The 22868-nt window shown below is 62.1% G+C and carries 26 protein-coding genes; 12 read left to right on the top strand and 14 right to left on the bottom strand.

Annotated features, from left to right (window positions below):
* Positions 1–12 precede the first annotated feature (12 nt).
* From cbiE to cobF, 6 genes are read right to left on the bottom strand one after another with little or no spacing between them, the layout of a single operon-like run.
* Positions 13–1218: a precorrin-6y C5,15-methyltransferase (decarboxylating) subunit CbiE gene (gene cbiE / locus N8A98_RS03010; RefSeq protein ID WP_262169040.1), complete on the bottom strand. Its 1206-nt coding sequence runs from the start codon at positions 1216–1218 to the stop codon at positions 13–15.
* Positions 1215–1976 (bottom strand): precorrin-3B C(17)-methyltransferase, encoded by a 762-nt coding sequence (locus tag N8A98_RS03005; RefSeq protein WP_262169037.1) that lies wholly within the window; start codon positions 1974–1976, stop codon positions 1215–1217. Before N8A98_RS03005 ends, cbiE begins: the two co-directional genes overlap by 4 nt.
* Entirely contained in the window at positions 1973–2698 is a 726-nt protein-coding gene (locus N8A98_RS03000) for a precorrin-2 C(20)-methyltransferase (protein WP_262169035.1), read from the bottom strand. Before N8A98_RS03000 ends, N8A98_RS03005 begins: the two co-directional genes overlap by 4 nt.
* Positions 2695–3327 carry a precorrin-8X methylmutase gene (locus N8A98_RS02995; protein WP_262169033.1) on the bottom strand — a complete coding sequence of 211 codons (633 nt, stop codon included), beginning with the start codon at positions 3325–3327 and terminating at the stop codon, positions 2695–2697. Before N8A98_RS02995 ends, N8A98_RS03000 begins: the two co-directional genes overlap by 4 nt.
* Positions 3328–3329: 2 nt before the next feature.
* On the bottom strand, positions 3330–4640 hold the full coding sequence (gene cobG, locus N8A98_RS02990; RefSeq protein ID WP_262169032.1) for a precorrin-3B synthase: 1311 nt from the start codon (positions 4638–4640) through the stop codon (positions 3330–3332).
* Between the two features lie 52 nt (positions 4641–4692).
* Positions 4693–5439 (bottom strand): precorrin-6A synthase (deacetylating), encoded by a 747-nt coding sequence (gene cobF, locus N8A98_RS02985; protein ID WP_262169030.1) that lies wholly within the window; start codon positions 5437–5439, stop codon positions 4693–4695.
* Positions 5440–5540: 101 nt separating this feature from the next.
* Between cobF and N8A98_RS02980 the strand changes: the two genes are divergently transcribed.
* Together N8A98_RS02980 and N8A98_RS02975 are read left to right on the top strand one after the other, a co-directional pair.
* Positions 5541–5879, top strand: a complete 339-nt coding sequence (locus tag N8A98_RS02980) for an ArsR/SmtB family transcription factor (RefSeq protein WP_262169028.1) — start codon at positions 5541–5543, stop codon at positions 5877–5879.
* A gap of 11 nt (positions 5880–5890) precedes the next feature.
* Positions 5891–6388, top strand: coding sequence for an SRPBCC domain-containing protein (locus N8A98_RS02975; protein ID WP_262169026.1), 498 nt, complete (start codon positions 5891–5893; stop codon positions 6386–6388).
* A gap of 12 nt (positions 6389–6400) precedes the next feature.
* Here N8A98_RS02975 and N8A98_RS02970 read toward each other — a convergent pair whose 3' ends face one another.
* Positions 6401–6742: an ArsR/SmtB family transcription factor gene (locus N8A98_RS02970; RefSeq protein WP_113121318.1), complete on the bottom strand. Its 342-nt coding sequence runs from the start codon at positions 6740–6742 to the stop codon at positions 6401–6403.
* Between the two features lie 110 nt (positions 6743–6852).
* Here N8A98_RS02970 and copM point away from each other — a divergent pair, with 110 nt between their 5' ends.
* Positions 6853–7206: a CopM family metallochaperone gene (gene copM, locus N8A98_RS02965; protein WP_262169024.1), complete on the top strand. Its 354-nt coding sequence runs from the start codon at positions 6853–6855 to the stop codon at positions 7204–7206.
* 57 nt (positions 7207–7263) lie between these two features.
* Here the strand turns inward: copM and N8A98_RS02960 are convergent, their stop codons facing one another.
* The 3 genes from N8A98_RS02960 to N8A98_RS02950 are packed head-to-tail and all read right to left on the bottom strand — an operon-like array spanning position 7264 to position 10146.
* A complete protein-coding gene (locus tag N8A98_RS02960; protein ID WP_262169022.1) occupies positions 7264–7464 on the bottom strand; it encodes a heavy-metal-associated domain-containing protein in 201 nt (66 codons plus the stop codon).
* Between the two features lies 1 nt (position 7465).
* Entirely contained in the window at positions 7466–7873 is a 408-nt protein-coding gene (gene cueR, locus N8A98_RS02955) for a Cu(I)-responsive transcriptional regulator (RefSeq protein ID WP_262169019.1), read from the bottom strand.
* The gene (locus tag N8A98_RS02950; RefSeq protein WP_262169017.1) at positions 7870–10146 is read right to left on the bottom strand and encodes a heavy metal translocating P-type ATPase; all 2277 of its coding nucleotides are present in this window, start codon (positions 10144–10146) and stop codon (positions 7870–7872) included. The genes cueR and N8A98_RS02950 overlap by 4 nt, the downstream gene beginning before the upstream one ends.
* Here N8A98_RS02950 and N8A98_RS02945 point away from each other — a divergent pair.
* Positions 10145–10495, top strand: a complete 351-nt coding sequence (locus N8A98_RS02945; RefSeq protein ID WP_262169016.1) for a hypothetical protein — start codon at positions 10145–10147, stop codon at positions 10493–10495. The two genes, N8A98_RS02950 and N8A98_RS02945, sit on opposite strands and share 2 nt — an antisense overlap.
* 78 nt (positions 10496–10573) lie before the next feature.
* A complete protein-coding gene (locus N8A98_RS02940) occupies positions 10574–10720 on the top strand; it encodes a DUF1127 domain-containing protein (protein WP_113121314.1) in 147 nt (48 codons plus the stop codon).
* Positions 10721–10893: 173 nt separating this feature from the next.
* Here N8A98_RS02940 and ybaK read toward each other — a convergent pair whose 3' ends face one another.
* Both ybaK and N8A98_RS02930 read right to left on the bottom strand, forming a co-directional pair.
* Positions 10894–11367 (bottom strand): Cys-tRNA(Pro) deacylase, encoded by a 474-nt coding sequence (gene ybaK / locus N8A98_RS02935; RefSeq protein ID WP_262172132.1) that lies wholly within the window; start codon positions 11365–11367, stop codon positions 10894–10896.
* Between the two features lie 674 nt (positions 11368–12041).
* A complete protein-coding gene (locus tag N8A98_RS02930) occupies positions 12042–12218 on the bottom strand; it encodes a hypothetical protein (protein WP_262169013.1) in 177 nt (58 codons plus the stop codon).
* A 118-nt stretch (positions 12219–12336) separates the two neighbouring features.
* Here N8A98_RS02930 and N8A98_RS02925 point away from each other — a divergent pair, with 118 nt between their 5' ends.
* Positions 12337–13227: a LysR substrate-binding domain-containing protein gene (locus tag N8A98_RS02925; protein WP_262169012.1), complete on the top strand. Its 891-nt coding sequence runs from the start codon at positions 12337–12339 to the stop codon at positions 13225–13227.
* A 49-nt stretch (positions 13228–13276) separates the two neighbouring features.
* Here the strand turns inward: N8A98_RS02925 and rhaI are convergent, their stop codons facing one another.
* Together rhaI and N8A98_RS02915 are read right to left on the bottom strand one after the other, a co-directional pair.
* A complete protein-coding gene (rhaI, locus tag N8A98_RS02920) occupies positions 13277–14566 on the bottom strand; it encodes an L-rhamnose catabolism isomerase (protein ID WP_262169010.1) in 1290 nt (429 codons plus the stop codon).
* A gap of 129 nt (positions 14567–14695) precedes the next feature.
* Positions 14696–16795 (bottom strand): bifunctional rhamnulose-1-phosphate aldolase/short-chain dehydrogenase, encoded by a 2100-nt coding sequence (locus N8A98_RS02915; protein ID WP_262169009.1) that lies wholly within the window; start codon positions 16793–16795, stop codon positions 14696–14698.
* Positions 16796–16976: 181 nt separating this feature from the next.
* Between N8A98_RS02915 and N8A98_RS02910 the strand changes: the two genes are divergently transcribed.
* The 6 genes from N8A98_RS02910 to rhaM all read left to right on the top strand — a co-directional run bounded on the left by N8A98_RS02910 (position 16977) and on the right by rhaM (position 22752).
* Positions 16977–17780 carry a DeoR/GlpR family DNA-binding transcription regulator gene (locus N8A98_RS02910; protein WP_113123194.1) on the top strand — a complete coding sequence of 268 codons (804 nt, stop codon included), beginning with the start codon at positions 16977–16979 and terminating at the stop codon, positions 17778–17780.
* A gap of 39 nt (positions 17781–17819) precedes the next feature.
* The gene (rhaS, locus tag N8A98_RS02905) at positions 17820–18806 is read left to right on the top strand and encodes a rhamnose ABC transporter substrate-binding protein (protein ID WP_262169007.1); all 987 of its coding nucleotides are present in this window, start codon (positions 17820–17822) and stop codon (positions 18804–18806) included.
* Between the two features lie 140 nt (positions 18807–18946).
* Positions 18947–20455, top strand: coding sequence for a sugar ABC transporter ATP-binding protein (locus tag N8A98_RS02900; protein WP_262169005.1), 1509 nt, complete (start codon positions 18947–18949; stop codon positions 20453–20455).
* Complete coding sequence (locus N8A98_RS02895) at positions 20452–21435, top strand: ABC transporter permease (RefSeq protein ID WP_262169003.1); 984 nt, start codon at positions 20452–20454, stop codon at positions 21433–21435. Before N8A98_RS02900 ends, N8A98_RS02895 begins: the two co-directional genes overlap by 4 nt.
* Positions 21428–22423: an ABC transporter permease gene (locus tag N8A98_RS02890; RefSeq protein WP_262169002.1), complete on the top strand. Its 996-nt coding sequence runs from the start codon at positions 21428–21430 to the stop codon at positions 22421–22423. Before N8A98_RS02895 ends, N8A98_RS02890 begins: the two co-directional genes overlap by 8 nt.
* Positions 22420–22752: an L-rhamnose mutarotase gene (gene rhaM / locus N8A98_RS02885; RefSeq protein WP_262169000.1), complete on the top strand. Its 333-nt coding sequence runs from the start codon at positions 22420–22422 to the stop codon at positions 22750–22752. Before N8A98_RS02890 ends, rhaM begins: the two co-directional genes overlap by 4 nt.
* The last annotated feature ends 116 nt before the right edge of the window (positions 22753–22868 follow it).

Below are 22868 nucleotides of genomic sequence, written 5' to 3'. Positions count from 1 at the left end.
GCCTGATGTCGTTCATCCCTTCATCCACGCCCATTGCGTGATCGGCATGGCGGGGCGCCAGGCTGTCATGGAGCCAACCGGACTGGGGCGCGCGATGTCGATGCGGGTGAGGCTGCCGCCGTGTTCGGCATGGCTGGCGAGAAGCAGAGCTTCCATCTCTAGCGTGACGGCATTGGCGACGAGGCGCCCACCGGGGCGGAGGGCAGCGATGGCCGCGTCGAGCACGCCCGGATCGGATCCGCCGCCGCCTATGAAGATGGCGTGGGGGGATTCAAGACCCGCCAAGATTTGGGGCGCGGTGCCGGTGATCAAGTTCAGATCGGGGACACCGAAATTGGCGGCGTTGTGTCTGATGCGGGCGCTGCGCTCAGGATTGGCCTCAATGGCGATGGCTTTCATCGATGGGTCCGCGAGCAGCCATTCGATGGCGATGGAACCCGAACCGGCGCCGATATCCCACAGCAATTCGCCACGGCGCGGCGCGAGGGCGGAGAGGGTGAGGGCGCGGATTTCCCGCTTGGTGATCTGCCCATCATGCTCGAACAAGCCATCATCCAGCCCCGGCGTCAGCGGCAGGATGCGCGCGCCGGGCAGGGGGACGACGGTAACAGCGCAGATATTGAGCGGATCGATATCGCTCAGCGCAAAGCTCATGGCGACCTGCGAGCGGATGCGTTCGCGAGGGCCTCCCAAGGCTTCAAGCACGGTGAGAATGGAAATGCCGAAACCAGCCTCGGTCAGCAGCTTTGCCAGCGCCGCGGGGCCATGCTCGTCGGAGGTCAGCGCCAGAATGCGGGCGGCAGGATGCAGATGCGGGCGGATAAGATCGAGCGGGCGACCGTGCAGCGACAGGCTCGTAATGTCCTGCAGCGCCCAACCCAGCCGGCCAGCCGCGAGGCTGAAGGCGGACGAGTGCGGATAGACGGCCATTTGCGAAGCGTCGAGGTGGCGGGCCAGCGTGGCGCCTACGCCGTAATGGAAGGGATCGCCCGAGGCCAACACGCAGACGGGGCGGCCGCGTTCGGCCAATACGGCTTCGATGGACGCGGAAAAAGGGCTGAGCCAGGGGCGGGCTTCGCCGGTGACGGCGGGGGCGGCAAGCTCAAGATGGCGGGCGCCGCCGAAGACGATCTCGGCCTTGGCAATGGCGTCGCGTGCCGCCTGGCCGAGCCCGGCAAGACCGTCCTCGCCAATGCCGACCACCGATAGCCAGCTCATTGCGGGCCCCCGGTGGAGCGCGGCGAATAGACGATGGGCGCGCGGCCGGGGCGCTCGATGACGCGGGTTTCGGGCGAGCCGATAATGACGCAGGTGGCCATGTCGGCTTGCTCGGCCTTGGCTTCGGCTAGACTGGCGACCGTGATGATTTCATCGCTGCGCCCGGCGGCGCGACCGAAAATCACCGGGGTGGTCCAGGGCAGTACTTCGCGCAGGATGGCAAAGGCCGTGCCCAGTTGCCAGGGGCGGGCCTTGCTGATGGGATTGTAGAGCGCGATGACCAGCCCCGCACCGGCCACGGCACGCAGGCGCTGCTCGATGACGGTCCAGGGCTTGAGGTTATCCGACAGGGAAATGGCGCAGAAATCGTGGCCGAGCGGTGCGCCGGCCTTGGCGGCGACGGCGAGCATTGCAGTGACGCCGGGGACGATATCGAGATCGAGATTGCGCCAGGCGGGCGGGCCTTCTTCGATGGCCTCGCAAATGGCGGCGGCCATGGCGAAGACGCCGGGATCACCACCGGATACGACGCAGACATTGTTGCCGGCGGCAGCGGCTTTGAGCGCGGCTTTGGCGCGGCTGAGTTCTTCGCGATTATCCGAGGCGATGCGTTGCTGATCGGAGCGCAGATCGAGGCGGTCGAGATAAGGGCCGTAGCCGAAGAATTGCCTGGCCGCGGCGATGGCAGCCAGGGCCTCGGGCGTGGTCTGGTCGGGATTGCCCGGGCCGGTGCCGACAACGGTAAGGCGTCCGGTCATGGGCGAGAGCTCCACCCGGGAACCAGCACCAGAGCAAAATAGGGGGCGATGTCGTCTTGCTTGTCGATCAGCTTGATCGAGTGGCCGTTCGCCATCGTGCCGCGCTCGACATAGACCGCGTCTTCGAGCTTGCCGGCTTCTTCGATGGCGCGGCGGATCTTTGGCAAATTGCGGCCCACCTTCATGATCACCGCGGCATCGGCTTCGACCAAGCGCCGGCTGAGCTCGACTTCGTCCAGCGTGCCAGGCAGGACCGAGAGCACGTCATCGCCCTGCACTAGCGGCAGGCCGGCGCTGGACCAGCAGCCGGACATGGCGGTGATACCGGGAATGACCTCTGTGTCGTAGCGATGGGCGAGGCGGACATGCAGATGCATATAGGAGCCGTAAAACAGCGGATCGCCCTCGCTGAGCACGGCGACAGTGCGGCCGGCATCGAGATGGGCGGCGACGCGTTCGGCGGCGGCGGCATAGAAGGCGTTGGTCGCGGCTTTATAATCGGCGTGGCGGCGGTCGATCTCGGTGGTCACCGGGTAATCAAGCGCTTCCTCGATCTGGCCGCGCATGATGTGCTCGGCGACGATGGCACGGGCATTGCTGGCATTGCCCGCCTTGGCGAAATAGGCGACCACATCAGCCGCCGCGATGGCGCGCATGGCCTTGAGCGTGAGCAATTCCGGATCGCCCGGGCCGGTGCCGACGCCAATGAGTTTGCCGCTCATATGCCGGACCTCGCCAAAGCGTTGAGCGCGGCCGATGTCATGGCCGAACCGCCCAGGCGCCCGCGTACGATGGCATAGGGCACGCCGTAGGAATTCTCAGAAAGGGCCGCCTTGGATTCGGCGGCGCCGACAAAGCCGACCGGCATGCCGAGAATGGCGGCAGGCTTGGGGGCGCCGTCGCGCAGCAATTCGAGCAGGTGGAACAGCGCGGTGGGCGCATTGCCGATGGCGACGACGGAGCCGGCAAGGCGCGGCAGCCAGAGCTGTAGCGCCGCGGCCGAGCGGGTAGTGCCGAGCTGGGCAGCGAGATCAGGCGTTTGCGGATCGCGCAAAGTGCAGATGACCTCGTTTTTGGCGGGGAGGCGGGCGGCGGTGATGCCCCGGGCGACCATTTCGGCATCGCACAAGATCGGCGCGCCATTGGCCAAAGCCGTGCGGGCGGCGGCGGCAAAGCCGGGGCCGAATTCGAAATGCTGCGCCGCCTCGACCATGCCGGCGGCGTGGATCATGCGGATGGCGATATCGGCCTCGTCGGGCGCGAAGGCGGACAGGTCGGCCTCGGCCCGGATGATGGCAAAAGACTGGGCGTAAATGGCCTCGCCATCCCTGATATAGTCGTAGTCGGTCATGCTCATTCCTGCCGGAACAGTCCGGCGATTGTCGAGGCGCCCAGCCGGGCGAGGCATGCGGCGCTGGTTTCGCCGGGCAGGCGCTGCTGCACCAGGTGGGCAAACGCCGATTCCAGTCGGGCCGGGGCAATCTCGACCAGCGGCGTATCGCCCGCCAGCCCGTTTGACACAAGGGCGCAATTGGTCGCCGTGCCCACAAGAGTGAGCGACGCAGCGCGCGGATGGGCGCAGCCCTTGACGCAACCCGAGACGTGAAGCGTCATCGAGCCGTCGAACAGGGCGGCGTGGCGCTCGGCCAATCGGGCGGCAAGCGCGCGGGCGGCGATATGGCCGGAGGCGCAGCCATCGCTGCCGATACAGGCGCTGATGGCGCGGCGCGGATCATCTGGAGTGGTGATGAAGCCCAGATTAGCAGCTTCATCGCGCCAAGCGTGGAGGAGTGCGGTATCGGGCGCCAGTGCAATCAGGGCGCGGTGGGGCGCCAGAAGCAGTTCGGTGATGCCCAAGCCTCTGGCGATGTTGGCGAGTTCGATAAGGGTTGAACTGCTGACCGAGCCGAAGGGCAGGGCGATGCCAGTGGCGAAGGAAGCGTTGAGAGTGAAATCACCGACGGCGTTGGTCGCCGGGCGCGGGACAGCCGCGACATCATTTGCAAGAAGAGGGGCGAGAGCCGTTCGGATTGTCTCGGGGGCGAGGTCGCGGCCACGGGCGGCTTCGCCACGATTGGCTATGAGCTCCAGGATGATGCGCGCAGCGTCGACTGCGTCGGTGGTGGCGACGGTGCCGACAGTCTTGGTGCCGACGCGCAGGTGCCAATGATCGGCGTTGGCGGCAGCAAGGCGGATATCGGCGCCCAGGGCGTTGAGATCGATCTGGCCGTTGCCATCGACAACGACGGTGACCTTGGGGCCGAGGCCGGTGGTGCCGAGCGCACGAATGGCCTGGGCGATTGGACGCGGATCGGCGCGCTCAAGTGGGTCCTGGCCGGCCAAGGGCGGGGTTTCGACGACAAGGCCGCGTTCGATGGCGGTGATGGCCTGGATGGCGGTGGCGAAATCACCCGTGGTCTGGGGCATGAGGCCGCGGACCTGCAGATTGCCGCGGGCGGTGATTTCGAGCTGGCCATTGCCGTGTTGGGCGGCGGTTTTGGCTATGGCCTGCAATTGGCGCGGCGTCAGGCGGCCATTGGGAATGCGGAGCCGGGCCAGCAGACCATCGCCGGTCTGCATCGGCTCATCCAGGCTCGGGCATGCGCCACGCCGCAGCGCGGGGAGCGCTTTTGGTGCGGCGGCGATGGAGAGGGCCTGGGACAAGTCGGGCTCGTGATTGGTGAACGATGATCTTTATACGATCCGGGGCGGGTTATCACCCCTCCCGCTTGCGCAGCAGATAGGTATCCATGATCCAGCCATGCTGGGCGCGGGCGGCGCTACGGGTTTCGATGATGCGGTCGCGCACCTCCAGCAGCGGCCCCTCGATGAGGATTTCGTCCGGCGTGCCGAGATAGGCGCCCCAGAAAATATCGAGGTCGGGATTGTCCAATGCGGCGAAGGCGGTTTGGCCGTCGAGCATAACCACGCTGTCGCTGCGCACGCCTTCGTCGCCGAGTTTGCGGCCGGTAGTGATGTGGACCGGCTCGCCAATGCGGTTCAGCGCAATGCCATGGGCGGCGGTGAGGGCTTGGATCGCGGTGATGCCGGGGATGATTTCGATTCTGAAGGCTGCCTTGTCGAGCCGCTCGATGATGCGGATCGTGCTGTCATACAGGCCGGGATCGCCCCAGACGAGGAAGGCGCAGGCGCCATTGTCTGGCACTTCAGCATGGATCAATCGGGCAAAGATGGCGGCGAGGGCGTCGTGCCAGTCATGCACGCCCGCGCCATAATCGGGATTGGCGGCGTCGCGCTTGGGCACGGCGTATTCGACGCGGCGGCCGGCGGGATTGGTCACATAGCGATCGCAGATGTCGCGGCGCAGATCGGCGAGATCGGCCTTGCCGGCGCCCTTGTCAGGAATGAACAGCACATCGGCGCGGTTGAGCGCATTGATGGCCTGGATGGTCAGGTGCTCGGGATTGCCCGCGCCGATGCCCACGATCAGGATTGTTTTCATCGCCCGCTCCTTTGCCGGCAGATGACGCATAAGCGCGGTGGTTGACAAGCCCCGCCAAGGCATGTATTCAACTAATTAGTATTATACAAGATGGTTGAATAATGGACAGCTTGAGCATCACGCTTTCCGCGCTGGCCGATCCGACGCGACGCGCCATCCTTGCCCGATTGGCGCAAGGGGAAGCGAGCGTCAACGAATTGGCCGAGCCGTTCGACATGACGCTGGCCGCTGTGTCCAAGCACATCAAGGTGCTGGAAAGCGCGGGCCTGATCAGCCGGAGCAAGCAGGCGCAATGGCGCCCCTGCAAATTGGAGGCCGGGCCAATGCGCGACGTGGCGGGACTGGTCGAAAGCTACCGCCGGTTCTGGGAGCAGAATCTTGATCAACTTGACGCCTATCTCGCCAAATTGCAAACGCCCAAAACCGACAGCAAGAACTAGGAGGAACGATCATGAGTGCCGCTCAACAGAACCTGTTCAAGACCGAATTGCCGGCCGACGAGCCGATCATCATCATGTCGCGCACCTTCAATGCCCCGCTCGATCTGGTCTGGACAGTTTGGACCCAGCCCGAACACGTCGCCTATTGGTGGGGGCCGCGCGAGGACAATGAGATTGTCGAATATGATGTGCGCAAAGGCGGCAAGTGGCGGATTGTCTCGTCCATGGGCGACGGCACGGAAGTGGTGTTCTTCGGCACTTATCTCGATGTGCAGCCCAAAAGCCTGATCAAGAACACCTTCGTGGTCGAAGGGCAGTTCGAAGAGGATGACCGCTTCTACGAGGAGCACCATTTCGAAGCGCGAGACGGCAAGGTGTTCTATCGCTCCATCGCCCGGCTCGACAGCTTTGAGACGCGCCAGGGCGTGGTGGATAGCGGCATGGAATGGGGCGCCAACGCGTCCATGGCCAAGTTCGACGAGATACTGCAGCGGTTGCAGCACGGGTGAGCACCCAGGCTGTTAGGTCCGTGTCTCCGGCTCCGTCTCGGCCAAAAACTCGCCCAGGCGATCAAGCCGCCGAACCCAGGTGGTGCGGCGGTCATTGATCCATTGCTCGGCGAGGCTCAGCGCCTCCGGCTCGATCTGGCAGGTGCGGACGCGGCCGACTTTTTGCGAACTGACGAGGCCACTGGCCTCCAGCGCCTGCAGGTGTTGCACGACGGCAGGCAGCGACATGTCGAAGGGCTTGGCCAGTTCGCTGACTGAAGCGGGGCCGCGGCTGAGGCGATCCACCATGGCGCGCCGCGTCGGATCGGCCAGGGCCTGGAACATCAGATCGAGATTGGATTGTTGGTTAAGCATAGAGTTAAGTAACAAATTGGCTGGCCGTTTGTCAATGCGAAGACGTGGGCTTGACCTTCCCATTGGGTAAAGCCGCACAACCATGCCATCCAATTTCAAGGAGACTACCGATGAAATCCCTGTTGCTTGTTTCTGCCCTGCTGCTGGGCGTAGCGTCGCCCGCCTTTGCGCAGGACCATTCCGGCCACGGCGCCATGGCGGCCGGCCTCGAGCCCGCGACCGAGGCCTATAAGGCCGCCAATATGGACATGCATGGCCAGATGGAGATCGACTATTCCGGCGACGCCGACGTGGACTTCATCCGGGGCATGATCCCGCACCATCAGGGGGCGGTGGCGATGGCCAAGATCGTGCTGGAATATGGGAGCGACCCCGAGGTGAAGAAGCTGGCCGAGGGCGTCATTGCCGCGCAGGAAAGCGAGATCGCCTGGATGGAGGATTGGTTGGCGAAGCGGGGAGAATAGGTCGCGACGGCCTTCAATAGCGGAGGTCCCTGCTGTCGCGGGGACCTCCGTTGTGGGTTACGCCGCTTCCGGCGTATATCCGGCCTCGCGGATGGCCTCTTCCCCCACGCGGCGGTCGCCGGTGAATTCCACCCGATGGCTGGCCAGATCGACCGAGATATCAGCGCCGGGCAGGGCCTCTTCCAGCGCCCTGCGCACGGTGCCCACGCAATGGCCGCAGGTCATGTCGTTGACGGCAAAGACGGTTTTTTCGCTCATTTCAGTGTCCTTTACTTGCAGGTTTTCCGGCCAGATCGTCCAGGATCGGGCAATTGGGGCGGTTGTCGCCCGAGCAGCAATGGGCCAGGTGTTTTAGGGTTTTGACCATGGATTGCAGCTCGGTGATCTTGGTTTCCAGCGCCCCGATATGGGCGGTGGCGATATCCTTGACTTCGGCGCTGGCGCGGGATTTGTCCTGCCAGAGGCCCAGCAGCGTGGCCGTTTCCTCGACCGAAAAGCCCAGCGTGCGGGCGCGTTTGACGAAGCGCAACGTATGTACCTCGTCGGCGCCATAGACGCGGTAATTGCTCTCGGTGCGGTTGGGCGGGCTGATCAGGCCGATGGATTCGTAATAGCGGATCATCTTGGCCGAAACGCCCGAAGCGCTGCTGGCTTGCCCGATATTCATGCGGTTTCTCCTTGCAGATTGGCCGGCTTCACCCCGCGCAGGCGCTGGGCATTGCCGACCACGAAGACGCTGGACAGCGCCATGGCACCGGCCCCGATCATTGGGGAAAGCAGGATGCCGAAGCTCGGATAGAGCACGCCGGCAGCCACCGGGATCAGCAGCACATTGTAGCCAAACGCCCAGAACAGGTTTTCCCAGATGTTCTTCATCGTGGCGCGGCTGACGGTGAGGGCATTGAGCACCCCCTTGAGGTCGCCGCCGAGCAGGACCACGTCGGCGCTTTCGATGGCGGCGTCCGTGCCGGTGCCCACGGCAATGCCGATATCGGCTTCGGCCAAAGCCGGGGCATCGTTGATACCATCCCCGACATAGGCGATTTTGCCCAGCTGGCGCAGCGACTTGATGGCGGCGACCTTGTCGGCGGGCAGCACTTCGGCACGGACTTCGTCAATGCCCAACTGGCGGGCAATGGCCTCGGCCGTACGTTTATTGTCACCCGAGATCATCGCGGTCTTGACGCCCATGGCGTGCAGCGCAGCGATAACCGCCTTGCTCGTCGGCTTGATCGTGTCGGCGACCACGATTGCTGCGGCCAGCTTGTCGTCAATGGCGGCAAAGACGGGGGTCTTGCCTTCGTCGGCGAGCTTGTCGATGGCCGTGCTGAAGTCAGAGAAGTCGAGATGGTTGAGGTGACGCTGCGAGCCGATGGTGACCAGTCGCCCATCGACGCGGGCGCGGACGCCATTGCCGGCAATCGCCTCGAACTCGGTGACCGCACCCAGGGCAAGTCCCTGCTTTTCGGCGGCAGTGACAATGGCCTCGGCGATCGGGTGTTCCGACTTGGCCTCCACGGCGGCAATCAGGGCCAGCACTTCGTCATGCTCGAAATCATCATCGAGGATGAGATCGGTCAGCGTGGGTTTGCCTGATGTCAGGGTGCCGGTCTTGTCGAAGGCGACGATCGCGACGTCACGCAACTGCTGGAGGGCTTCGCTCTTGCGGAACAGCACACCCAGCTCGGCAGCGCGGCCGGTGCCCACCATGATGGAGGTGGGGGTGGCCAGGCCCATGGCACAGGGGCAGGCGATGATCAGCACGGCAACGGCATTGACCAGGCCGAAGACATAGGCGGGCGTCGGCCCCCAGAGGGTCCAGACGGCGAAGGTCGCAATGGCCAGCGCGATGACGGCGGGGACGAACCACATGGTGATCTGGTCGACCACCTGCTGGATTGGGAGTTTGCCGCCCTGGGCTTCCTCGACCATGCGGATGATCTGGGCGAGCATGGTATCGCCGCCGACCTTGGTAGCGCGGAAGCTGAAGCTGCCATTGGTGTTGAGCGTGCCGCCGATGACATTGGCGCCCACTGTCTTGGCGACGGGCAGGGGCTCGCCCGAGATCATGGATTCATTGATATTGCTGGCGCCTTCGACGATCTCGCCATCGACAGCAATCTTCTCGCCGGGGCGGACGACGACAATGTCGCCGGCCTTGACCTGCTCGATGGGCAACTCGATCACCTTGCCATCGCGCTGCACGCGAGCGGTCTTGGCCTGTTCGCGCACCAGGCGCTGAATGGCCTCGCCCGTGCGGCCCTTGGCCATGGCCTCGAGCCACCGACCAACCAGGATCAGCGTGACGATGACGGCGGCGGCTTCGTAATAGACATATTGCGTCTGCGCCGGCAGCACCTGCGGCGCGAAAGTGACGACCACCGAATAGAGATAGGCCGCGCCGGCACCCAGGGCGACCAGCGAATTCATTTCCGGAGCGCCGCGCAGCAAGGCCGGAATGCCGATCTTGAAGAAGCGCCAGCCGGGCACGAACAGCACGATGGAGGTGGCGATGAAATAGCCCACATAGAGCACATCCATCGAAACGACGGACATCAGCCACATGTGGAAGGGCATGTAGAGATGGCCCAGCATTTCCAGCACGAAGACGGGCAGGGTGAGGATTGCGGCGATGATCACGTCGCGGCGCAGCACGGCGGCGTCCTCGTCGTGATGCTGGTGGCCGGCATGATTGTGGTGGTCGTGATGCTCGGGCGTCTGGCTGCCCTTGTAGCCGGCCTTGGCAATGGCGGCGACCAGCGCATCGGTGTGGGTCGGCTCGTGCAGTTGCACGGTGGCGCGCTCGGTGGCCAGGTTGACCGAAGCCGAGGCGACGGACGGAACCTTGAGCAGGGCCTTCTCGACGCGGGCGACGCAGGACGCGCAGGTCATGCCTTCGATATCGATGGAAATGGGCTTGGTATGGACGTGTTCATTCATGGCTTTTTACCTCGTCCCACAGCATATAAGGCTTCCCATCATGGGAAGGTCAAGGGGCTATGTGGATGCCACGATGTGTGGGTGTAAAGGGCCTCTCGATATTAGGCTTTTGGCGTGTGGGACCGGGTTTGACGACCATCCAAGCCCTGCGCGAATGGCATTGGCTGCATGGCTCGTTTCAGCGTGGTTACCAAAGCGTCAATTTGAACGCCTCGTGAAAGGCGGCCATTTTAATGATGAATATCAAGGGCTTGATGGTCATCGCCTGTGGATTATTAGGCATTTGCCTAAAATTCAACCTGACGCGAATATGAATGTTCTGCCCATTTTGTTTGCACTGAGTGCATAACGGATGTGCATAGAGTCCATCTTCTAATCACGACTGGCTGGCTATACATAAGGGTCATCAAAACGAAGGGGAAACCAAATGACCATCCGCCAGAAAATCGCACAGTTTGCTCAGTACCAGCGCACCCTGCGTGAGCTGAACGCTCTCGACACCCGCCAGCTCAACGACCTGGGCATCACCAAGGGCGACATCAAGAACATCGCTCGCGGCACCTTCGGCAACTAAGCCGAACTGCCGACATAGACTTGAGATGAAGGCGTCCAATCGGGCGCCTTTTGTCTTTTCTGGGACACTGCAGAGACCTCATGGTGAGCTTGTCGAACCACGAGGTCGAGCGAGTGAAGGATTGGGTGCCACGACCTCGTCCTTCGACAAGCTCAGGATGAGGTCTACTGGCGCTAGCGGATCAAATCCGCCGCTTTCCCACCCAGCGCGGCAACCAGATCATCCGGCTTCATGCGGATTTGCAGGCCTCTCTGGCCGCCATTGAGGAAGATTTCGTCTTCCAGCGTCGCCAATTCCTCGATAGCGGTGGGCACCGGCTTTTTCTGACCGAACGGGCTGATGCCGCCCACCTTGTAGCCCGTCAGGCGTTCCGCGTCGGCGGGCTTCATCATATGTGCTGATTTGCCCCCAAAGGCTGCGGCGAGCTTTTTCATGTTCACTTCCTCGTCCGAGGGCACGACGACGCAGACTGGCTTGCCATCCACCTCGGCCATCAGGGTCTTGAGCACGATGGACGGTGGCACGCCCATGGCCTCGGCCGCCTGCAACCCGACGCGGTCGGCGTCGGGGTCATAATCATAGGTGACGGTGGCGAAGGGGATGCCGGCCTTGGTGAGGGCCAGCGTTGCGGGCGTGGTCTTGGACATGGGATGAAAGTAGTAAAATCGCGCCTCCGGATGCAAGAGGGCATCGAGGCTGGGAGCACCGCCCACCCATCCTCCTCATGAAAGGGAGTGTTCCCTCGGAACTCGTACCACCCACGGTGTCATTCCGGCGCAGGCCGGAATCCATGCTGTGCTTTCTCCACGCATGCGATGCTCGAATAGCCTTCAGCATGGATCCCGGCCTGCGCCGGGATGATAGCGTGATTGATTGACACTTGAGGGCACCAGTTCTCCTCCCCACCGTTCTCCCTCGGGCTCGACCCGAGGGCCACTGACCGCTTGCGCCGGACCAGATAGGCCCTCGGGTCGAGCCCGAGGGAGACGCGGTGATATATTGCCCCAATCTATCAATCTTATCCCCGCCTCCAAACCCCGTGCCATCATGACCCCATTCCCGCCAGTTACGCGGCCCCGACGCAGGGCCGGGTGGGGAGACCGTGGGATGGGGGCGCCTGTCCAGTGGGGTTGGAAACTCGGCAGCCGGACCTGCAAGAATGGTACCGCCTGAACCGGACCCTGCACAAAAGCGGATCGTGACGGGCGGCCATTGGCCCACTCTATCTGTTTCGGAAGGTCCAATGGCCGCCCGTTACCGTATAACCGCGACGCCTCAGGGCCGGGCGGTGTTTCGGCGCGTGTCGACGGGTTAGCCGTCACTACCTCCGCTTGGCAATCATGCCTTCGGTGACCCCGATATCCCGCAGCAAATAGGGCGAGGCGTGGACGAGGTCGATCATTGCCTGCTTGCGGCGACGCTCGGTGCTGGTAAGGCGCGGAAGGCGCCAGTGGGGCAGGCGGAAAACTGCGGCTACGGGCTTTGTCAGGGCAATCATGGCTATGACCATCCTTATGGGGATGGCTCCGGTCTTGGTTTCCATGATCGTAATTTGGCTGGTAACACGGGCGGTTTCCAACTAAAGCTCGATCTAGGTGCATAAGGAGATTTGATCCATGAGCACATTACCGCCGCTGACCGCGATCCGCGCCTTCGAGGCCGTTGCCCGCCATTTGAGCTTCACCCGCGCGGCGGTCGAACTGGGCATGACGCAGGCTGCGGTGAGCTACCAGATCAAGATTCTGGAGGAGCGCGTCGGCACGCCGCTCTTCCTGCGCCGACCCCGGCAGATCGCGCTGACCGAGGCCGGCGCGCGGCTGGCGCCCGAGGTCAGCGCGGCGTTTGACACGTTGCACGCGGCCTTTGCCGAGACGCAGGGACGGGTGGCGGGGACGCTCAGCATTTCATCGGTCCCTACCTTCGCCAGTCATTTTCTCGTGCAGCATCTCGGCCTGTTCCAGGTCGAACACCCCGAACTGGCGGTGCGGCTCGAAAGCTCGCCTCGCGTGATCGATTTTGCGGCCGAGGAATTCGATCTTGCCATTCGCGGGGGCAAGTCAATCGCGCCCGGATTGACCGGGCATAAGCTATTGCCAGCCGATTTTTCGCCAATGTTAAGCCCAAAGCTGGCTGAAAGCATTGGCGGCGTTAAGCGTCCGGAAGACCTGCTGAAATTGCCGATGGTGGATGCCGACGATCCGTGGTTTGCGCTGTGGTTCGAGCAGGCGGGGGTGTTTGGCTATTCGCTGGATATGCGGCCGATCAGCCGGCTGGGGGCGCAGAATCTGGAGGCTGCTGCGGCCATAGCCGGGCGTGGTGTGGCGATGCTGACGCCGGCATTTTATGCCGAGGATATTGCGGCGGGGCGGTTGATCCAGCCGTTTGATCTGCTGGCGAGCGATGGGCATGCCTATTATCTGGTTTATCCGGAGGCACGCCGCAACGCCCCGAAAATCAAGGCTTTCCGCGATTGGCTGCTGCCACTGGCGGCGTCTTTGGGGAAATGAAAAAGGCCCGGCACTGCTGCCGGGCCTGGTATTTTCAGGGCGCGATGGCTTAGACGATGCCGCCAGAACCACCCTCGACCGCGGGGCGGATTTCGGCGACTTTGGCGCGGTAGCCGGCAGCACGGTAGGTGCCGAGCAGGTCGATGGCGCCGCCTTTTTCGAGGCGGGCCATGGCCAGGATGGGCTCCACATCGGTGCGATAAGCGTGACGCAATTCCTGCGTTGCGGCGAGTGCATCGTTAGCGGACTGTGCACCTTGAAGGGCGTCGCGGTTAACCAGTAGCGCCTGCGCATAGGCCCGCTGCACATCCGAAGCGGACAGCATCAGCGACTCGATCGGATCGGTCACGTTATGCGACTGATCGAGCATGTGGGCGGGGTGGAAATCCGCGTAGCGCGCTTCGGCATCGACCAGTTCGTTGAACACGAGGAACAGGCGATAGGGATCGATGGCGCCGGCATCGAGGTCGTCGTCGCCATACTTGCTGTCATTGAAATGGAAGCCGCCAAGCTTGCCGAACTGGGCGAGGCGGGAGACGATCATCTCGATGTTCACATTGGGCGCGTGGTGGCCCAGATCGACCAGGCAATAGGCCTTGTCGCCCAGCTCCTTGGCGATGATGTAATTGGTGCCCCAATCCTGCACGACGGTGGAGTAGAAGGCCGGCTCATACATCTTGTGTTCGGTATAGATGCGCCAGTCATCTGGCAGCTCGGCATAAACCGCCTTCATCGAGTCGAGGTAATGCTCGAACTGGGTGGCGAAATTGGTCTGGCCGGGGAAGTTCGAGCCATCGCCGATCCATACGGTCAGCGCCTTGGAGCCGATGGTCTTGCCGATTTCGATGCATTCAAGATTGTGCTCGATGGCCTGCTGGCGCGTGGCCGCATCGGCGGAGGAGAGCGAGCCGAATTTGTAGGACTGCAACTGGCCCTTGGCATCGGAGAAGGTGTTGGAATTCATCGCGTCAAAGCCGAGGCTGAAGCGCGATGCCGCCTGCTTGAGGCGATTGGGATCGGCCTTGTCCCACGGGATATGCAGCGAAACGGTATTGGTGGCCTGGGTCAGCTGGGCGATGACGGCGCAATCCTCGATCTTGTCGAAGATGTCGCGCGGCTCGCCCAGACCCGGGAAGCGGGCAAAGCGGGTGCCGCCGGTGCCGACGCCCCAGGAGGGAACGGCCACGTTAAATTCGGCGACCTTGGCCTTGATGGTGTCGATATCGATGCCGCGCCGGTCCAGACGCTCGCCCAGGCTTTCGTAATCGGCATGCAGATCATCCACGCGATCGGCATTTTCTGCTTCGATGATGGACGGGTCGATGATGTGATCGGTCATGATTTCCTCCGCTCAATCCACACACTCGATGTCATCCCGGACTTGATCCGGGATCCATCCTGAGATCTCAAGATGGGCCCCGGCCTATGCCGGGGTGACACCGTGGGTGGGCTGGATTGTGCCCTTTTCTTACCGCGTGAATGACTGGGCGTTGCCCGCGTCGACATTGATGATGTTGCCGGTGGACTTGGCCGAGGCGTCCGAGGCGAAGAAGTAGATGGCTTCGGCGATGTCCTCGGGGAACACGGAGCGCTTGAGCATGGAGCGCTCGCGGTACATTTCCTCGAGGCCGTCCTTGTCGGTCTTGTAGGTCGAGGCGCGCTGCTCGAGCCATTCGCCGGCCCAAATCTTGGAGCCGCGCAAAACGGCGTCCGGATTGACGGTGTTGACGCGGATCTGCTCGCTGGCGCCTTCAAGGGCAAGGCAGCGGGCGAGATGGATTTCGGCGGCCTTGGCGGTGCAATAGGCGCTAGCGTTGGGGGAAGCGGCCAAGCCATTCTTGGACGCGACGAACACTACATTGCCGCCGATCTTCTGCTTGCGGAATAGGCGGAAGGCTTCGCGGCTCACCAGGAAATAGCCCGTGGACAGGATGTCCATGTTCTTGTTCCAAAGCTCGAGCGTGGTCTCCTCGATCGGGGCCGAGGAGGCGAGGCCGGCATTGGACACCAGGATGTCGAGGCCACCGAATTCGACCACGGCATGGGCGAAGCCGGAGATAACGGCCTCTTCCTTGGTGACGTTGACGATGACGGGGCGGACGAAATCAGCGCCGAATGCCTTGCCCAGCTCTTCGGTTGCACCGGCCAAAGCGGTCTCGTCGATATCGGCGAGGACAACGCAGGCGCCTTCACGGAGGAGACGGACAGCAGTGGCCTTGCCAATGCCTCCAGCGCCGCCGGTGACCAGGGCGATCTGACCGGCCAGGGACTTCGGCTTGGGCATGCGGGAGAGCTTGGCTTCTTCAAGCAGCCAATATTCGATGTCGAAGGCTTCCTGCTCGGGTAGGCCGACATAGGTGGAGACGGTCGAAGCGCCGCGCATCACATTGATGGCGTTGACATAGAACTCGCCGGAAATGCGGGCGGTGGCCTTGTCCTTGGCGAAGGTGAACATGCCCACGCCCGGCATCAGGTAAACCACGGCATTCGGGTCGCGCACGGCGGGCGAATTGTCGTGTTTGCAGCGGTCGTAATAGGCCTGGTAATCGACGCGATAGGCGGCGATATCCTCAGGGATTTTTGCAATGACCGCATCCACATCGGGATCGGCCGGATCGAACTCGATCACCAGCGGACGGATTTTGGTGCGCAGGAAGTGGTCGGGGCAGGAGGTGCCCAGGGCGGCCAACGGGCGCAGGTCCTTGGAATTGACGAATTCCAGCACGGCGGCGCTGTCGTCGAAATGGCCCAGCTTGTGGCTGTCTTCCGAGATAAGGCCGCGAATTTTCGGCATCAGCTTGGCAGCGATGGCGCGACGCTCTTCCGCAGGCAATGACTTGACGGCTTCGCCACCAAAGATCGTCTTGCCTTCGGTCTGCTGCTCGAACCACTCGATCGCCTGATTGATGATGCCGATCGTGGTTTCGTAGCATTCCTTGGGCGTGTCGCCCCAGGTGAACAGGCCATGCGATTCAAGGATCAGGCCCTTGGCATTGGGGTTTTCCTCGCAGAATTTGCCTAGCCACAGACCCAGCTCAAAGCCGGGCTTCTTCCAGGGCAGCCAGCCAATGGTGTCGCCAAAGATTTGCTTGGTGAGTTCCTTGGAATTCTCCGACGCCGCGATAGCGATGATCGCGTCCGGGTGCATGTGGTCAACGAAGGGGCGGTTCACATAGGCGTGGAGCGGGGTGTCGATCGAAGCGGCGCGGGGGTTCAGATTGAACGTGGCGTGGGGGAGATAGCCCACCATCTCGTCTTCAAACTCGACGCCGCGATAGAGCCCCTTCAGGGCCCTCAGCTTGTCCATATAGAGGGTCGAAAAGCCATCGAGCTTGATCGAAGCGCTGTCGCCGCCCGAACCCTTGACCCAGAGGACTTCAACGTCCTGACCGGTCAGTGGGTCTTTTTGCCAGATTTTGGAAGAGGTATTGCCGCCGCCGTAATTGGTGACGCGCTTGTCCGATCCGAGCAGGTTGGAACGGTAAACAAGGCGCTCGGGCTCGCTCATCGAGGCGGCCTTGGCGTCATCCCAAAGGTTCGCAAGGCGCTTGGGCGCGGTGGTGGACATGATACTCCTCCCAGAGAGTTGGATAGTGGAAAGTTGGCCGGACATGGCCATAGTTCTCGTCAAGCTGTCAATCAGAAACAATCATCAACGATCAGATTTCGTTGATACTGATCGGTCATGGCAAAATCATGATTGACACTGATTGGTTTTGATGAAACTCAAAGGCCCAGGGAGAAGTCATTTGCACGAAACCGAGCGCCACAGGGTCATTCTGGCCGCCGTCCAGGCACGGCCCGTCGCGACTGTCGCCGAGCTGGTGGATATGACCGGCACTTCGGAAGCGACAATCCGCCGCGACATTGCGGCTTTGCATGTGCAAGGCCAGCTGCGCCGGGTGCGCGGCGGCGCCGAAGCGGTCAATCCGCCCGAGCAGGGTGGGCTGATGGGCCGGCCCTTCTCGGTGAACGAAACCATCAACATGAACGCCAAGCGCGCCATTGCCCGCGCAGCGGCGGACCTGTGTCGGGATGGCGAGCCGATCATCATCAATGGCGGCACGACGACCTATCAGATGGTGCACCACCTGACAGCGCGGCGGCTGAGCGTGTTCACCAATTCCTTCGCCATAGCCGAATTCCTGATCCAGAATTCCCGCAATTCCGTGGTTATTCCCGGTGGCACCATCTATCGCGAGCAGAACGTCATCCTGTCGCCCTTTGGCGGTGTGGTGGCCTCCCATTTTTACGCCAAGCGCATGTTTATCGGCTGCCAGGGCATCGGCCAGCACGGCCTGATGGAAGCCGATCCGATGATCGTTCAATCCGAACTGGGCCTGATCGGCCAGGCGGATGAGCTGATCGTGCTGGCAGATTCATCCAAGTTTTCGGGCAGATCGAGCCTCATCCTGTGTGGGCTCGACCGAATAACCGCTGTCATCACCGACAGCGGCATCCGCGACGCAGATCGCCAAATGCTGGAAACGGCAGGCGTGCGGCTCATCGTCGTGGAAACCAGTGCTGAGGCCGTCCGAAATTCGGTGGCCTGAGCCAAATCGTAAGACCAAACGTCCCAGGGAGGGAATAAAATGAAACTGCTTAAAGTCCTGGCCGCGACCACTGCCGTAGCAGTGCTGCTCGCCAGCCCCGCTTTCGCCCAGACCCGCATCGCGCTGGTCGTCAAGTCGCTGGGTAACGGCTTCTTCGACGCCGCCAACAAGGGCGCCCAGGAAGCGGCCAAGGAACTGGGTGACGTCGAAGTCATCTATACGGGCCCAACCGCTGCCACTGCCGAAGCCCAGATCGAAGTCATCAACTCACTGATCGCTCAGCAGGTCGACGCCATCGCCATTTCGGCCAATGACCCGGACGCTCTGGTACCGGCATTGCAGAAGGCCATGCAGCGCGGCATCAAGGTGATCTCGTTTGATAGCGGCGTTGCCGAAGCCGGCCGCCAGATCCACCTCAACCCGTCCGACACCAATCTGATCGGCGAAACCATCATCAAGCTGGCGGCCGACTATCTGCCTGAAGGTGGCGACGTGGCGATCCTGTCGGCCGCCTCGACCGCGACCAACCAGAATGCCTGGATCGAAGCCGCCAAGGCCGTGCTGCCCGAGAAGTTCCCGAACATCAATCTGGTGGCAACCGTCTATGGCGACGATGACTCGGTGAAGTCGACCGACGAAGCCAAGGGCCTGATCGCATCCTACCCCAACCTCAAGGCTATCATTGCCCCGACCACGGTCGGCGTCGTGGCTGCCGCCCAGGTGGTGACCGACCAGAACCTGATCGGCAAGATCAACGTGACCGGCCTGGCTCTGCCGAGCGAATTCAAGCAGTTCATCGATAATGGCGCTTCGCAGGCCGTGGCTTTGTGGAACCCGATCGATCTGGGTTACTCGGCCATCTATCTGGCCAATGACCTGATCAAGGGCGAAGAAGCCAAGCCAGGTGCCGTGTTCTCGATCGGCCGCGTTGGCGAAATCACGCTGGACGACACCAACTCGGCCCCAATGGCCGCGCCGTTCCAGTTCGACAAGTCCAATATCGAAGAATTCTCCAAGATCTATTGATCCCGCTACTGGTCCGGCGCTTCGGCGCCGGGCCTCCTTCTCCCGCGGAGTCATTCCCGCGAAAGCGGGAACCCCTGTTTCAGAAAACGGCGGTTCCCGCTTTCGCGGGAATGACTTGGTGAAAGACAAAGACATCCGACATGAACCAAGACCCCATCCTCACTCTCGCCGGTATCACCAAGACGTTTCCCGGCGTGCGGGCGCTGCATAATGTGTCGCTGGAGCTCTATCCCGGCCAGGTGACCGCGCTGATTGGCGAAAACGGGGCCGGCAAGTCGACGCTGGTCAAGATCATGACGGGGATTTATCAACCCGATGAAGGCCAGATCACAGTATCGGGCAAGGCGCTGAGCCTGCCCACGGCGCATTCGGCGTTTGAAGCGGGCGTCACGGCGATCCATCAGGAAACCGTGCTGTTCGACGAGCTGACGGTGGCCGAAAACATCTATCTCGGCCATGCCCCGCGCAACCGGTTTGGCATGATCGACTGGAAGACCATGCGCGCTGAATCGCGCAAGACGCTGGAGTCGATGGCCGCGGGGATCGATCCCGATATCAAGCTCAAGGAATTGGGCATTGCCAAAAAGCACCTGGTCGCGGTGGCGCGGGCGCTGTCCATCGATGCGCAGGTCGTGATCATGGATGAGCCGACTGCGGCGCTGAGCCAGAAGGAGATCGAAGAGCTTTACGTGCTGATCGATCTGCTCAAGCAGGACGGCAAGGCGATCCTCTTCATCTCGCACAAATTCGATGAAATCTACCGCATTGCCGACCGTTTCACCGTGTTCCGCGATGGCGAGCAGGTGGGCAAGGGGCTGATCAAGGACACCAAGCAGAGCGACATCGTCAAGCTGATGGTCGGGCGCTCGGTCGATCATATTTTTCCCGAGCGCAAGGCCGAGATTGGTCCTATGGTGCTCGAGGCCAAGGGGCTGAGCCACCCAACCGAATTTGCCGATATTTCCTTTGCCGTTCGTAAGGGCGAAATCCTGGGCTTTTATGGCCTCGTCGGTGCGGGGCGCAGCGAAGTGATGCAGGCCGTGTTCGGCATGACGCGGCCGTCGCATGGCGCGCTGGTGCTGGATGGGGCGGTGATCAACCCCAAGTCTCCTGCCGATGCGGTCGAGGCGGGCATTGTTTATGTGCCCGAGGAGCGCGGCAAGCAGGGCGTGATCACGGGCGAACCGATTTTTATGAATGTCTCGCTGCCCTCGCTGCAAAAGACCTCGCGCTCCGGCTTCTTGCGCATGGCCGAGGAATTCAAGCTGGCGCGGACCTATACCGAGCGGCTGGACCTGCGCGCATCCTCGCTGAGCCAGAATGTGTCCACCCTGTCGGGCGGCAATCAGCAGAAAGTGGTGATCGCCAAATGGCTGGCAACGCTGCCCAAGGTGATCATTCTGGATGAGCCTACCAAGGGCATCGATATCGGCTCCAAGGCCGCGGTGCATGGCTTTATGGCCGAGCTGGTGGCGCAGGGGCTGAGCGTGATCATGGTGTCCTCGGAACTGCCCGAAGTGATGGGTATGAGCGACCGGATCGTAGTGATGCGCGAAGGGCGGATCGTGGACACATTGGACAATAAGGGGCTGGCCCCCGAAACGCTGGTGCGCCTGGCCGCCGGTATCGCCGAGGAAGTCGCAGCATGAAGTCGCTCGCCAAACATCGTGAAATCTGGCTGGGCCTGGCCATTATCGCCGTCATCATTCTGGTGACGCTGCGCTTCCCGCGCTTTTCCCAGCCGGGCAATCTGCTGACCATTTTCAACGACACATCGATCCTGATGATGCTGGCTTTGGGGCAGATGGCGATGATCCTGACCCGCTCGATCGATCTCAGCATGGCGGCCAATCTGGCGCTGACCGGGATGATCGCGGCCATGCTCAACGCCGCCTATCCCGCCATTCCCATTCCGCTGATCATGGCGCTGTGCGTGGTGATCGGGGGGCTTTTGGGCGCGTTCAATGGCGTGCTGGTGTGGAAGCTCAATATTCCGCCCATCGTCGTGACGCTGGGCACGCTCACCATTTTCCGTGGGCTGGTGTTCGTCATTTCGGGCGGCGCCTGGGTCAATGCAGCGCAGATGAGCCCGGACTTTATTCAGCTGCAGCGCGCCGTGGTGCTGGGGCTGCCGGTATTGAGCTGGATCGCCATTGTGGTCGCGATCCTGTTTTTCCTGCTGATGACGCGCACGCCTTTGGGGCGGGCGCTCTATGCCATCGGGGTCAATCCGACGGCCTCGGTCTATGCCGGCATCAATGTCGGGCTGACCAAGTTCATGGCCTTCGTGCTGGCGGGGGCTGTCTCTGGGCTGTGCGGTTATCTCTGGATTTCGCGCTATGTGATCGCCTCGGTGGAAGTGGCGAGCGGGTATGAGCTGACCATTGTGGCGGCCTGCGTGATCGGGGGCATCTCGATTGCTGGTGGCATCGGCACGGTGGCCGGGGCGCTGCTGGGGGCGCTGTTCCTGGGCGTGATCAACAATGCGCTGCCGGTGATCAATATTTCCCCGTTCTGGCAGATGGCCATTTCCGGCACGGCGATCCTGTTGGCGGTGATCCTCAATGCGCGGGGCGAACGGCGCAAGGGCCGGGTGATTTTGAAATCGGCGGAGGCCGCCCATGTCTGACGTAACAACCGGGCGCCAGCTGCCCAATCGGCTCGATAATCCCCTGAAGTCGACACTGTTGAGCTGGGAGAGCCTGCTGGTTCTCGTGGCGGTGGCGATCTTCATCTTCAATTCCAACGCCTCGCCCTATTTCCTCAATGAGTGGAGCCTGAGCGATCTCACCTTCAACTTCACCGAGAAGGCGCTGATCGCGCTGGCTATGGCGCTGTTGATCATCTCGGGCGAGATCGATCTGTCGGTCGCGGCGATCATCGCGCTGGCCTCCACCATGATGGGGCTGGCGCTGCAATATGGCGCCGATACGCCGGTGCTGGTGGCGGTCGGTGTGGGCGTGGGGCTGCTGTGCGGGGCGTTTAACGGCTTTCTGGTGACAGGGCTGAAACTGCCCTCCATTGTGGTCACCATCGGCACGATGAGCCTGTTCCGCGGCATTTCCTACATCATCCTGGGCGACAAGAGCTTTGGCAATTATCCGGCCAGCTTTGGCTGGTTCGGGCAGGGCTATGTGTGGTGGGTGATCTCGTTCGAGCTGGTGCTGTTCCTGGTGTTTGCGGTGATCTATTTCGTGTTGCTGCACCGCACCAATTTCGGCCGGCGGGTATTTGCCATCGGCAATAATGATGTCGCGGCGCAATTCTCCGGCGTGCGGGTCGATCGCATCAAGTTCATCCTGTTTTGCCTGACGGGGCTGATGAGCGGCATCGCTTCCGTGCTGCTGACGGCACGGCTGGGCTCGACAAGGCCATCCATTGCCGAGGGCTTCGAGCTTGAGGCCATTACCATGGTGGTGCTGGGCGGGGTGTCGATCCTGGGCGGGGCGGGCTCGATTGTCGGCGTCGTGCTGGCGGCGCTGATCATGGGGCTGGTGACCTTCGGGCTGGGGCTGCTCAATGTGCCGGGTATCGTCATGTCGATCTTTATCGGCGGGCTGCTGATCACGGTGATCGCGCTGCCCATCCTGTTCAGAATGTGGAGGCAGCGCGCATGATCGTGGATGGCGGCTACGAAAAGCATGCGTTCAAGATGCTTCTGAATCCCGGCAAGGCGGCGGAATACAAAAAGCGCCATGACGAGATTTTCCCCGAACTGGTCGAGCTGCTGCACGAGGCGGGGGTGAAGGACTATTCGATCCATCTGGACGAAGAGACCAATGTCCTGTTCGGCGTGCTGTGGCGGCGGGTGGACCATACGATGGGTGATCTACCGGGCACTGAGGTGATGAAGCGCTGGTGGGCGCATATGGCCGATGTGATGGCGACCAATGAGCAGAATGAGCCGCTGTCCACCGATCTCGTGCCGATGTTTTGGATGAAGTAGTTACACACTCAGTTCCCAACCACGGTGTCATCCCCGCGAAAGCGGGGACCTCTGTTTCAGAGGGCTAGAGAAGGAAACGGAGGTTCCCGCTTTCGCGGGAATGACATTGTGGGATG

Source organism: Devosia neptuniae, from assembly GCF_025452235.1.
Lineage (GTDB): Bacteria > Pseudomonadota > Alphaproteobacteria > Rhizobiales > Devosiaceae > Devosia.
Note: the sequence above shows the minus strand (reverse complement) of the source record. Positions and strands in the feature narration are given on the sequence as shown.

Bases quoted from the DNA above. Each gene is read 5' to 3' on its own strand.
- cbiE (WP_262169040.1), bottom strand. From the start codon at position 1,218: ATGAGCTGGCTATCGGTGGTCGGCATTGGCGAGGACGGTCTTGCCGGG.
- N8A98_RS03005 (WP_262169037.1), bottom strand. From the start codon at position 1,976: ATGACCGGACGCCTTACCGTTGTCGGCACCGGCCCGGGCAATCCCGAC.
- N8A98_RS03000 (WP_262169035.1), bottom strand. From the start codon at position 2,698: ATGAGCGGCAAACTCATTGGCGTCGGCACCGGCCCGGGCGATCCGGAA.
- N8A98_RS02995 (WP_262169033.1), bottom strand. From the start codon at position 3,327: ATGACCGACTACGACTATATCAGGGATGGCGAGGCCATTTACGCCCAG.
- cobF (WP_262169030.1), bottom strand. From the start codon at position 5,439: ATGAAAACAATCCTGATCGTGGGCATCGGCGCGGGCAATCCCGAGCAC.
- N8A98_RS02980 (WP_262169028.1), top strand. From the start codon at position 5,541: ATGGACAGCTTGAGCATCACGCTTTCCGCGCTGGCCGATCCGACGCGA.
- N8A98_RS02975 (WP_262169026.1), top strand. From the start codon at position 5,891: ATGAGTGCCGCTCAACAGAACCTGTTCAAGACCGAATTGCCGGCCGAC.
- N8A98_RS02970 (WP_113121318.1), bottom strand. From the start codon at position 6,742: ATGCTTAACCAACAATCCAATCTCGATCTGATGTTCCAGGCCCTGGCC.
- copM (WP_262169024.1), top strand. From the start codon at position 6,853: ATGAAATCCCTGTTGCTTGTTTCTGCCCTGCTGCTGGGCGTAGCGTCG.
- N8A98_RS02960 (WP_262169022.1), bottom strand. From the start codon at position 7,464: ATGAGCGAAAAAACCGTCTTTGCCGTCAACGACATGACCTGCGGCCAT.
- cueR (WP_262169019.1), bottom strand. From the start codon at position 7,873: ATGAATATCGGGCAAGCCAGCAGCGCTTCGGGCGTTTCGGCCAAGATG.
- N8A98_RS02945 (WP_262169016.1), top strand. From the start codon at position 10,145: ATGGCTTTTTACCTCGTCCCACAGCATATAAGGCTTCCCATCATGGGA.
- N8A98_RS02950 (WP_262169017.1), bottom strand. From the start codon at position 10,146: ATGAATGAACACGTCCATACCAAGCCCATTTCCATCGATATCGAAGGC.
- N8A98_RS02940 (WP_113121314.1), top strand. From the start codon at position 10,574: ATGACCATCCGCCAGAAAATCGCACAGTTTGCTCAGTACCAGCGCACC.
- ybaK (WP_262172132.1), bottom strand. From the start codon at position 11,367: ATGTCCAAGACCACGCCCGCAACGCTGGCCCTCACCAAGGCCGGCATC.
- N8A98_RS02930 (WP_262169013.1), bottom strand. From the start codon at position 12,218: ATGATTGCCCTGACAAAGCCCGTAGCCGCAGTTTTCCGCCTGCCCCAC.
- N8A98_RS02925 (WP_262169012.1), top strand. From the start codon at position 12,337: ATGAGCACATTACCGCCGCTGACCGCGATCCGCGCCTTCGAGGCCGTT.
- rhaI (WP_262169010.1), bottom strand. From the start codon at position 14,566: ATGACCGATCACATCATCGACCCGTCCATCATCGAAGCAGAAAATGCC.
- N8A98_RS02915 (WP_262169009.1), bottom strand. From the start codon at position 16,795: ATGTCCACCACCGCGCCCAAGCGCCTTGCGAACCTTTGGGATGACGCC.
- rhaS (WP_262169007.1), top strand. From the start codon at position 17,820: ATGAAACTGCTTAAAGTCCTGGCCGCGACCACTGCCGTAGCAGTGCTG.
- N8A98_RS02900 (WP_262169005.1), top strand. From the start codon at position 18,947: ATGAACCAAGACCCCATCCTCACTCTCGCCGGTATCACCAAGACGTTT.
- N8A98_RS02895 (WP_262169003.1), top strand. From the start codon at position 20,452: ATGAAGTCGCTCGCCAAACATCGTGAAATCTGGCTGGGCCTGGCCATT.
- N8A98_RS02890 (WP_262169002.1), top strand. From the start codon at position 21,428: ATGTCTGACGTAACAACCGGGCGCCAGCTGCCCAATCGGCTCGATAAT.
- rhaM (WP_262169000.1), top strand. From the start codon at position 22,420: ATGATCGTGGATGGCGGCTACGAAAAGCATGCGTTCAAGATGCTTCTG.